This window comes from Comamonas thiooxydans (genome assembly GCF_000964545.1).
Classification (GTDB): Bacteria; Pseudomonadota; Gammaproteobacteria; order Burkholderiales; family Burkholderiaceae_C; genus Comamonas; species Comamonas thiooxydans.
Genome location: NZ_BBVD01000014.1, coordinates 135,172 through 143,263, shown reverse-complemented (window position 1 = coordinate 143,263; position 8,092 = coordinate 135,172). Strand labels below are relative to the sequence as shown.

At 58.2% G+C, this 8,092-nt stretch carries 7 protein-coding genes and 1 tRNA gene; all 8 read left to right on the top strand.

Going from position 1 to position 8,092, the window contains the following annotated elements:
• Positions 1-38: 38 nt before the first annotated feature.
• The 8 genes from Cth01_RS20290 to rpoB all read left to right on the top strand — a co-directional run bounded on the left by Cth01_RS20290 (position 39) and on the right by rpoB (position 7,978).
• A tRNA-Trp gene (locus tag Cth01_RS20290) sits at positions 39-114 on the top strand.
• 87 nt (positions 115-201) lie between these two features.
• Positions 202-585 (top strand): preprotein translocase subunit SecE, encoded by a 384-nt coding sequence (gene secE / locus Cth01_RS20285; protein WP_012836790.1) that lies wholly within the window; start codon positions 202-204, stop codon positions 583-585.
• Positions 585-1,172: a transcription termination/antitermination protein NusG gene (gene nusG / locus Cth01_RS20280; RefSeq protein ID WP_003065695.1), complete on the top strand. Its 588-nt coding sequence runs from the start codon at positions 585-587 to the stop codon at positions 1,170-1,172. The genes secE and nusG overlap by 1 nt, the downstream gene beginning before the upstream one ends.
• 125 nt (positions 1,173-1,297) lie before the next feature.
• A complete protein-coding gene (rplK, locus tag Cth01_RS20275; protein ID WP_034359623.1) occupies positions 1,298-1,729 on the top strand; it encodes a 50S ribosomal protein L11 in 432 nt (143 codons plus the stop codon).
• Positions 1,730-2,425 carry a 50S ribosomal protein L1 gene (gene rplA / locus Cth01_RS20270; RefSeq protein ID WP_003065693.1) on the top strand — a complete coding sequence of 232 codons (696 nt, stop codon included), beginning with the start codon at positions 1,730-1,732 and terminating at the stop codon, positions 2,423-2,425.
• Between the two features lie 227 nt (positions 2,426-2,652).
• Positions 2,653-3,177 (top strand): 50S ribosomal protein L10, encoded by a 525-nt coding sequence (gene rplJ, locus Cth01_RS20265; protein ID WP_003065692.1) that lies wholly within the window; start codon positions 2,653-2,655, stop codon positions 3,175-3,177.
• 36 nt (positions 3,178-3,213) lie between these two features.
• Entirely contained in the window at positions 3,214-3,591 is a 378-nt protein-coding gene (rplL, locus tag Cth01_RS20260) for a 50S ribosomal protein L7/L12 (RefSeq protein ID WP_003065690.1), read from the top strand.
• A 274-nt stretch (positions 3,592-3,865) separates the two neighbouring features.
• A complete protein-coding gene (rpoB, locus tag Cth01_RS20255; protein WP_003065687.1) occupies positions 3,866-7,978 on the top strand; it encodes a DNA-directed RNA polymerase subunit beta in 4,113 nt (1,370 codons plus the stop codon).
• The last annotated feature ends 114 nt before the right edge of the window (positions 7,979-8,092 follow it).

Below are 8,092 nucleotides of genomic sequence, written 5' to 3'. Positions count from 1 at the left end.
CCGGTGTGGTTGCCACGATCATTGCATAATTGATTTGTAGGGGTATAGCTCAATTGGCAGAGCGTCGGTCTCCAAAACCGAAGGTTGTAGGTTCGATTCCTACTGCCCCTGCCACCTCTTAATGGTGGAATCAACAAGAGCCCGCCTTTGGCGGGCTTTTGTGTCTTGAAATTGCACATTTTTGTGCATTTGAAACAAAATATGGCCACTACTCAGGTTGAAACAGTCAGCTCTGCTGCTGACAAAGCAAAATTAGCCGCTGTTGCGGCTTTAGTTGTTGCTTCTATTGCTGGCTTTTATCTGTTGAGCAAGCAAGGTGCGCTGGTTCAGTGGGCGGCTCTGATTGTCGGCCTGGTGCTGGCTGCTGGCGTGTTTCTGATCTCTGAGCCGGGCAAGCGCTTCATTGGCTTTGCTCGTGATGCTTGGCGTGAGGTGAAGAAGGTGGTCTGGCCCACCCGCAAGGAAACCATGCAGATGACACTGTATGTCTTTGCGTTTGTGGTGGTGATGGCCTTGTTCTTGTGGTTCACCGATAAGACGCTTGAATGGGTCTTGTACGACTTGATTTTGGGCTGGAGGAAGTAATGGCTGATGCAGTCGAAACAGATGTGAATGGTGGAGCAGCGGGACCCGCCAATCCCGATCTGCGCTGGTATATCGTCCATGCCTATTCGGGTATGGAGAAGGCTGTCGAGCGCAATATTGCGGAGCGTATTGCTCGCTCGGACATGCAGTCCAAGTTTGGCCGCATCCTGGTGCCTTCCGAAGAAGTGGTGGAAATGCGCAACGGCACTCGCCGCACCACAGAGCGCCGCCTGTTCCCCGGTTATGTGTTCGTCGAAATGGTGATGGATGACGATACCTGGCACCTGGTGAAGCACACCAGCAAGGTGACCGGTTTCGTCGGCGGTGCCAAGAACCGTCCTGCCCCCATTTCTGAAGAAGAAGTTCGCAAGATCGTCGACCAGATGCAGGAGGGCACCGAAAAGCCCCGCCACAAGGTCGAGTTCATGGTCGGCGAAATGGTTCGTGTCAAGGAAGGTCCGTTCGCGGACTTCAACGGCTCCGTCGAGGAAGTCAACTACGAAAAGAACCGTCTGCGTGTCTCGGTCACCATCTTTGGCCGCGCGACTCCTGTGGAGTTGGAATTCTCTCAAGTTGAGAAAACTTGAGATTCGCAATAGAATCTAGGGCTTCGCATTTTTTGACTCGATGCGAAGCTTTTTTGTAGAGTCAGCAACCTCGGGGAGCTGTTTGCAGATATTGCAAATGGCGCTATACCCGTAAGGAGCTCAACATGGCGAAAAAAATCGTCGGCTTCATCAAGCTGCAAGTGCCAGCTGGTAAGGCCAATCCTTCTCCTCCCATCGGTCCTGCGCTGGGTCAGCGCGGCCTCAACATCATGGAATTCTGCAAGGCGTTCAACGCCCAGACCCAAGGTGTCGAGCCCGGCCTGCCTCTGCCCGTGGTGATCACGGCTTTTGCTGACAAGAGCTTCACGTTCATCATCAAGACCCCTCCCGCAACCGTTCTGATCAAGAAGGCTGTGAAGCTGGACAAGGGCTCTTCCAATCCTCTGAAGAACAAGGTTGGCAAGATCACACGTGCTCAGCTGGAAGAAATCGCCAAGACCAAGCTGAAGGACATGAACGCCGCTGACGTTGACGCTGCTGTGCGTACGCTGGCTGGTTCTGCCCGTTCGATGGGCGTGATCGTGGAGGGTGTGTAAATGGCCAAGTTGACCAAGAAGCAAAAAGCTCTCCAGGGCAAGGTTGATTCCAACAAGCTGTACTCTTTCGCTGACGCCGTGGCGCTGGTGAAGGAAGCTGCAACTGCCAAGTTCGATGAATCCATCGACGTGGCCGTGCAACTGGGCGTGGATGCCAAGAAGTCGGACCAAGTGGTGCGTGGCGCCGTGGTGCTGCCTCACGGTACCGGCAAGACTGCTCGCGTGGCTGTGTTCGCACAAGGCGCCAAGGCTGAAGAAGCCAAGGCCGCCGGCGCTGACGTGGTCGGCATGGACGACCTGGCTGCTCAAGTCAAGGCCGGCGACATGCCCTTCGACGTGGTGATCGCTGCTCCCGACGCTATGCGCGTTGTGGGTCAGCTGGGTCAGATCCTGGGCCCCCGCGGCCTGATGCCCAACCCCAAGGTTGGCACCGTGACTCCTGACGTCGCTACGGCCGTGAAGAACGCCAAGGCTGGTCAGGTGCAGTTCCGCGTGGACAAGGCTGGTATCGTGCACGGCACGATCGGTCGCCGTTCGTTCGATGCCGACAAGCTGCAGGGCAACCTGGCTGCTCTGATCGATGCACTGAACAAGGCCAAGCCTGCTTCCAGCAAGGGTCTGTACCTGCGCAAGGTGGCTGTTTCGTCGACCATGGGTGTGGGCGTTCGCGTCGATACACAATCCATCTCGGCGTAATTGCTAGAAATCGTCAGATGAGCTTTGCTCATCTGGTGTGGTGGGCTGCGGGAGTTGTTGCTCCCGCAGGTCATCCAAGACCGTTGGTGTGATTTGATCACTTAATCACGAAGGCCAACGCAGATGGCGATCCCGCTGCAGATGGAAATTTTTCCTAAACAGTTGGTCGCTGCAACAAGAGCGTGTATGCAGGGCTTGCCTTGCATATGCATTTGAAGGAGTAGACCTTGAGTCTTAATCGCAGTGAGAAAGAAGCGGTCATCAACGAAGTGACCAGCCTCGCCGCTAAAGCTCAAACGCTTGTGATCGCGGAATACCGTGGCATCACGGTCGCCGACATGACCAAACTGCGTGCCGATGCTCGCAGCAAGGGTGTGAGCCTGAGCGTGTTGAAGAACACCCTGGCCCGCCGTGCTGTTGCCGGTAGCGCGTTTGACGTGGTGGCTGACCAGATGACTGGTCCCCTGATCTATGGCTTCTCTGAAGACGCAGTGGCTGCCGCCAAGGTGGTGGCCGACTTCGCGAAGACCAACGACAAGTTGGTGATTCGCGGTGGCGCGTTCGGAGGCAAGGCCCTGGACATCGACGGCGTTAAGCAACTGGCAAACATCCCCTCCAAGGAAGTACTGCTCGCACAACTGTGCGGCTTGCTCATGTCGCCTATCTCGCGTACAGCCGTTGTGCTGGGCGCTCTGGCGGCCAAGAAGGGCGAAGGCTCTGCCGAAGCGGCAACAGAAACAGCCGCAGCCTGAGTGCTCGGCAAAACCAACCAATTTTAGGAAATCAAAATGGCATTCGATAAAGACGCATTCCTGACCGCCCTGGACAGCATGACTGTTCTGGAACTGAACGACCTGGTCAAGGCTATTGAAGAGAAGTTTGGCGTGTCCGCCGCTGCTATGGCTGCTCCCGCTGCTGGCGGCGCTGCTGGTGGCGCTGCTGCTGCTGAAGAAAAGACCGAGTTCAACGTCGTTCTGACCGACGCTGGCGCTAACAAGGTGTCCGTGATTAAGGCTGTGCGCGAAATCACCGGCCTGGGTCTGAAGGAAGCCAAGGATCTGGTCGACGGCGCTCCCAAGACCGTGAAGGAAGCCGCTCCCAAGGCTGACGCTGAAGCCGCTGTGAAGAAGCTGGTTGAAGCCGGTGCCAAGGCTGAACTGAAGTAATTCAGTGAAATCAAGGGCTGGAGACTCGTAAAAGGGTCTCCAGCCTTTGGCGCTTGTGGAGTGCGCTTAAAGAACACACCAAAAAGCAGGTTTCCTAGGGAGTCTGCTTTTTAGTGTCTTCTGACAATCCGACAGCAGAAGATGCCTTGGTTCGGGCGATGTGCAACGCATCGCCGTCAGCCATGGTTGGTAGTGGCCAACCGCCAAGCCCGCAGGAGAACCCTGTGGGGCAGTCGTCGCAGACCCAGGACTCATGTCTTTGCCCGGAGATCTCATGGCCTATTCTTATACCGAACGCAAGCGAATCCGCAAAAGCTTCGGGAGCCGCGATAGCGTGCTCGAAGTGCCTTATCTGCTGCAGATGCAAAAAGATGCCTATACAGCATTCCTGCAGGCAGATGTAGCCCCCAAAAAACGTACCATTGATGGCCTGCAAGCGGCCTTCAATTCCGCCTTCCCCATCGTCTCCCACAATGGTTTTGTGGAGATGAAGTTTGTCGAGTACAACCTCGCCAAGCCCGCTTTCGACGTGCGTGAATGCCAGACCCGTGGTCTGACCTTCGCCTCCGCTGTCCGCGCCAAGGTCCAGCTGATCATCTATGACCGCGAGTCCTCCACGGCTCAGTCCAAGGTGGTCAAGGAAGTGAAGGAACAAGAGGTCTACATGGGCGAAGTGCCCCTGATGACCGACAAGGGTTCGTTCATCATCAACGGTACCGAGCGCGTGATCGTGTCTCAGCTGCACCGTTCGCCTGGCGTGTTCTTCGAGCACGACAAGGGCAAGACCCATAGCTCGGGCAAGCTGCTGTTCTCGGCTCGCATCATTCCTTACCGCGGCTCCTGGCTGGACTTCGAGTTCGACCCCAAGGACCTGCTGTACTTCCGCGTCGACCGTCGCCGCAAGATGCCCGTGTCGATCCTGCTGAAGGCCATCGGCATGACGCCCGAGACCATCCTGGCAACGTTCTTCGTGAACGACAACTTCCGCCTGATGGACAGCGGTGCGCAGATGGAATTCGTGGCCGATCGCCTGAAGGGCGAAGTCGCGCGTTTCGACATCACCGACAAGTCCGGCAAGGTCGTGGTCGCCAAGGACAAGCGCATTACCGCTCGCCACACCCGCGAGCTGGAGCAGTCCGGCACCAAGTTCGTCAGCGTGCCCGAAGACTTCCTGCTGGGTCGTGTGCTGGCCAAGAACATCGTTGATCCCGATACCGGCGAAATCATCGCCAAGGCCAACGAAGAACTGACCGAAGCCCTGCTCAAGAAGCTGCGCAGCGCCGGTGTGCAGGACGTTCAGTGCATCTACACCAACGAACTGGACCAGGGCGCCTACATCTCGCAGACCCTGCGCACCGATGAAACCGTGGACGAGTTCGCTGCCCGCGTTGCCATCTACCGCATGATGCGCCCTGGCGAGCCTCCTACCGAGGACGCCGTGCAGGCCCTGTTCCAGCGCCTGTTCTACAACGCCGACACCTATGATCTGTCGCGCGTGGGCCGCATGAAGTTCAACGCCAAGATCGGCCGCGAAGGCGCGACCGGTCCCATGGTGCTGTCCAACGAAGACATCCTGGCCGTGGTCAAGATCCTGGTGGACCTGCGCAATGGCCGTGGCGAAGTCGACGATATCGACCACCTGGGCAACCGCCGCGTGCGTTGCGTGGGCGAACTGGCCGAGAACCAGTACCGCACCGGTCTGGCGCGTATCGAAAAGGCTGTGAAGGAACGTCTGGGTCAGGCCGAGCAAGAGCCTCTGATGCCTCACGACCTGATCAACTCCAAGCCCATCTCTGCGGCCCTGAAGGAGTTCTTCGGTGCCTCGCAGCTGTCGCAGTTCATGGACCAGACCAACCCTCTGGCAGAAATCACGCACAAGCGTCGTGTTTCCGCCCTGGGCCCAGGCGGTCTGACCCGCGAACGTGCAGGCTTTGAAGTGCGTGACGTGCACGTGACCCACTATGGCCGCGTCTGCCCTATCGAAACGCCTGAAGGTCCCAACATTGGTCTGATCAACTCGCTGGCTCTGTACGCTCGCCTCAACGAGTACGGTTTCATCGAAACCCCGTACCGTCGCGTGGTGGACGGCAAGGTGACGATGGACATCGACTATCTGTCGGCCATCGAAGAAGGCAAGTACGTGATCGCCCAGGCCAACGCCGATCTGGATGCCGAAGGCAATCTGGTGGGCGAGCTGGTGTCGGCTCGTGAAGCCGGTGAATCGACCCTGGTGTCGGCCGAGCGCGTGCAGTACATGGACGTGTCGCCTGCGCAGATCGTGTCCGTGGCCGCCTCGCTGATTCCCTTCTTGGAACACGACGATGCGAACCGTGCCTTGATGGGCGCCAACATGTCGCGTCAGGCCGTGCCTGTGCTGCGTCCTGAAAAGCCCATGGTCGGTACCGGTATCGAGCGCGTTGCTGCCGTGGACTCCGGCACCGTGGTCACTGCCAAGCGCGGCGGTATCGTGGACTATGTCGATGCCACCCGTATCGTGATCCGTGTGAACGACGACGAAGCCGTGGCCGGTGAAGTCGGCGTGGACATCTACAACCTGATCAAGTATCAGCGTTCCAACCAGAACACCAACATCCACCAGCGCCCCATCGTCAGCCGTGGCGACAAGCTGGCCAAGGGTGATGTGCTGGCGGACGGCGCTTCGACCGACCTGGGCGAAATCGCCATCGGCCAGAACATGCTGATCGCGTTCATGCCCTGGAACGGCTACAACTACGAAGACTCGGTGATGATCAACGAGCGCATCGTGGCTGACGATCGCTACACCTCGATCCACATCGAAGAGCTGGTGGTGATGGCTCGCGACACCAAGCTGGGTGCCGAAGAAATCACACGCGACATCCCCAACCTGTCCGAGCAGCAACTGAACCGCCTGGACGAGTCCGGCATCATCTACGTGGGCGCCGAAGTGCAACCCGGCGATGTGCTGGTGGGCAAGGTCACACCCAAGGGCGAGACCACGCTGACGCCTGAAGAGAAGCTGCTGCGCGCCATCTTCGGCGAGAAGGCTTCCGACGTGAAGGACACCTCTCTGCGTGTGGATCAGGGCTCGCAAGGCACCGTGATCGACGTGCAGGTGTTCACGCGTGAAGGCATCCAGCGCGACAAGCGCGCCCAGCAGATCATCGACGATGAACTCAAGCGCTTCCGTCTGGACCTGAACGACCAGCTGCGCATTGTGGAAGCCGACGCTTTCGACCGTATCGAGAAGCTGCTGACCGGCCGCGTGGCCAACGGCGGTCCTCAGAAGCTGTCCAAGGGCGCCAAGATCGACAAGGCCTATCTGGACGGCGTGGAGAAGTTCCACTGGTTCGACATTCGCCCTGCCGAAGACGATGTGGCCGCTCAGCTGGAGTCCATCAAGAACTCCATCGAGCAGCAGCGTCACACCTTCGACCTGGCTTTCGAAGAAAAGCGCAAGAAGCTCACACAGGGCGACGAGCTGCCTGCCGGCGTGCTGAAGATGGTCAAGGTCTACCTGGCCGTCAAGCGTCGTCTGCAGCCCGGTGACAAGATGGCCGGCCGTCACGGTAACAAGGGTGTAGTCTCCAAGATCACTCCTGTGGAAGACATGCCTTTCCTGGCCGACGGCACCACTGCCGACATCGTGCTGAACCCGCTGGGCGTGCCTTCGCGTATGAACATCGGTCAGGTGCTGGAAGTGCACTTGGGCTGGGCCGGCAAGGGCCTGGGCCAGCGCATTGGCGACATGCTGCAAAAGGAAGCCCGTGCTGCTGAAGTGCGCGCCTTCCTGGAAGAGATCTACAACCGCAGCGGTCGCAAGGAAGAGCTGTCTCAGCTGGACGACGGCGAAGTCATGTCCATGGCCAAGGAGCTGACCACGGGCGTGCCGTTCGCAACGCCGGTGTTCGACGGTGCTTCCGAAGCCGAAATCAAGGACATGCTGAAGCTGGCCTACCCTGACGACATCGCTGCCGCCAAGGGCCTGACCGAGACACGCACTCAGGCGTATCTGTATGACGGCCGCACCGGCGAGCGCTTCGAGCGTCCGACCACCGTGGGCTATATGCACTACCTGAAGCTGCACCACTTGGTTGACGACAAGATGCATGCCCGCTCCACCGGTCCTTACTCGCTGGTGACGCAACAGCCTCTGGGCGGTAAGGCCCAGTTCGGTGGTCAGCGTTTCGGTGAAATGGAAGTGTGGGCGCTGGAAGCTTACGGCGCCGCCTATGTGCTGCAGGAAATGCTGACTGTGAAGTCCGACGACGTGGTCGGTCGTACCAAGGTGTACGAGTCCATCGTCAAGGGCGAGCACTCGATCGAAGCGGGCATGCCCGAATCGTTCAACGTGCTGGTCAAGGAAATCCGCTCTCTGGGCTTGGACATCGAGCTCGAACGTTCTTAAGCACTATTAAACAGAGAGCTGCAACCGCTTTAAAACAAAGGATTTGCACTTGGTTTGTTGCTGAAACCAAGGCAAATCCAGCGGTGGCTGCAATGATTTTTGACGAAAAGGAAA

Bases quoted from the DNA above. Each gene is read 5' to 3' on its own strand.
- rplA (WP_003065693.1), top strand. From the start codon at position 1,730: ATGGCCAAGTTGACCAAGAAGCAAAAAGCTCTCCAGGGCAAGGTTGAT.
- rplK (WP_034359623.1), top strand. From the start codon at position 1,298: ATGGCGAAAAAAATCGTCGGCTTCATCAAGCTGCAAGTGCCAGCTGGT.
- secE (WP_012836790.1), top strand. From the start codon at position 202: ATGGCCACTACTCAGGTTGAAACAGTCAGCTCTGCTGCTGACAAAGCA.
- nusG (WP_003065695.1), top strand. From the start codon at position 585: ATGGCTGATGCAGTCGAAACAGATGTGAATGGTGGAGCAGCGGGACCC.
- rpoB (WP_003065687.1), top strand. From the start codon at position 3,866: ATGGCCTATTCTTATACCGAACGCAAGCGAATCCGCAAAAGCTTCGGG.
- rplL (WP_003065690.1), top strand. From the start codon at position 3,214: ATGGCATTCGATAAAGACGCATTCCTGACCGCCCTGGACAGCATGACT.